General features: G+C 43.7%; 2 protein-coding genes. Both read left to right on the plus strand.

Annotation, left to right across the window (positions count from 1 at the left end):
- The first annotated feature begins 65 nt into the window (after positions 1 to 65).
- Positions 66 to 1,244 (plus strand): type IV secretion system protein VirB10, encoded by a 1,179-nt coding sequence (gene virB10, locus ACFINM_RS09700; RefSeq protein ID WP_375641288.1) that lies wholly within the window; start codon positions 66 to 68, stop codon positions 1,242 to 1,244.
- A gap of 17 nt (positions 1,245 to 1,261) precedes the next feature.
- Positions 1,262 to 1,644 (plus strand): ATPase, T2SS/T4P/T4SS family (locus tag ACFINM_RS09705; RefSeq protein ID WP_375641290.1); only part of this gene is annotated, 383 nt, incomplete at its 3' end.

Raw genomic sequence — 1,644 nt, forward strand, 5'->3', positions numbered from 1 at the left:
CACCATCTGTTGAACGTAAAGTTGCATCAGATCTTTAAATAAGCGGGAATTGAAGGGGACAACACATGAGTGATAAACCAATCATCGAAGATCGCGGATCTATTGGGGATGGCAAAAACAATAGCGCCAAAAGCGCCGGCAAAAAAATAGTTGTCGCAATAGCCTGTATAGGAATCTGCGGCTATGTGCTCTGGAACATCTTATCCTCCCCCACAGAACAAAAAGACACCGCAAAAGCTCATAAAAAACAAGCACAAAACTTTCACAATTCCCTCGCCCCTTTAGAGCTCGCCCCCTCTGACCCGCGTGCAAACATAGCACCAATAACCTTACCACCCCCACAACCACTCGCACAAGAACCCAAAAAAGATGACCCACTACTTGATGCCGCAAGACGTGCCCCTGTTTTAGCTTTTGCCAAAGGCTCTAAATCTCAATTAAAAGACATCGTCAACACGACTCTCAACCCCTTTGACAAATTCCATGCCCTTGAAAATCTCGCGAATGCGCAAAATTCTCCTGCCCTTCAAGACACACAAAATTTTGCAACCCTATTAAAGCCTACCAAAACAGAAGAAGCAAAAGCAAAAGCAAAACTCATCGGCAATAGAAACTTTATCATCGCCATGGGAACCTCTATTCCCTGTATCTTAGAAACCGCATTAAACAGTGAGCAACCAGGCTTTACAAGCTGCATCATCAACCGTGATATCCTCTCTGACAATGGGCGCGTTGTTTTGCTTGATAAAGGAACCCAAGTGATTGGCGAATACCGCGGAGGGATAAAACAAGGTCAATCTCGCCTCTTTGTACTCTGGACAAGAGCAAAAACCCCAACCGGTGTCATCATCGACCTTGCCTCACCCGCAACCGACAGTTTAGGCAGAGCCGGTTTTGATGGCAACATCAACACCCATTGGTGGGAACGCTTTGGCTCTTCCCTTTTACTCACCGTTATTGATGGTGCCACAACAGTTTTAACAAATAAAATAGTAGGCAATTCCAATAAAGGAGGTTCAAACAACTCTGGAGGCGGCGGTTTTGAAGGCGCAAACAACACTGGAAAAGAGGCCGCCAGTATTGCTCTTGAAAATCAAATCAACATCCCTCCTACCCTAGAAAAATTTCAAGGCGAACTGGTCAACATCTTTGTAGCAAAAGATCTCGATTTTTCCTCTGTCTATAAACTAGTCGTAAAGAGCAAAAGAAACCGCTCTACTCCCGGCTATTCCTTTTTTCATTAAGCCAATAAAGTCACATTATGCCATCAGCAAAAAATGCAGAACGCGCCTCCATCGTTTTAACAAAATTAAAGATCTTAGATGACTTCCTCAATGATGAAAATTTATTTGAAATTGTCATCAATCGCCCTGGCGAAGTAATCGTTGAGGGTCCCAATGGTTGGCAAACCCACATCTTAAAAGAGCTAACCTACAGCGAACTAGAAGGGATTGCAAAAGTTGTTGCTGCCTACACAACACAAAAAATCAGTGTAGAAAACCCCGTTCTCTCCGCAACACTGCCCAACAACGAACGCATACAAATTGTTATGCCTCCAGCAGTTGCTGCCAATACCATTAGCATGACCATTCGTAAACCTTCATCACGCACTTTTTCTCTTGAAAGTTTACATGAAAACAATCT

The organism is Bartonella sp. AA168HLJHH (assembly GCF_042197365.1).
Lineage (GTDB): Bacteria > Pseudomonadota > Alphaproteobacteria > Rhizobiales > Rhizobiaceae > Bartonella.

Excerpts from the sequence above, each read along its gene's own strand:
- virB10 (WP_375641288.1), top strand. The coding sequence starts at position 66 with ATGAGTGATAAACCAATCATCGAAGATCGCGGATCTATTGGGGATGGC.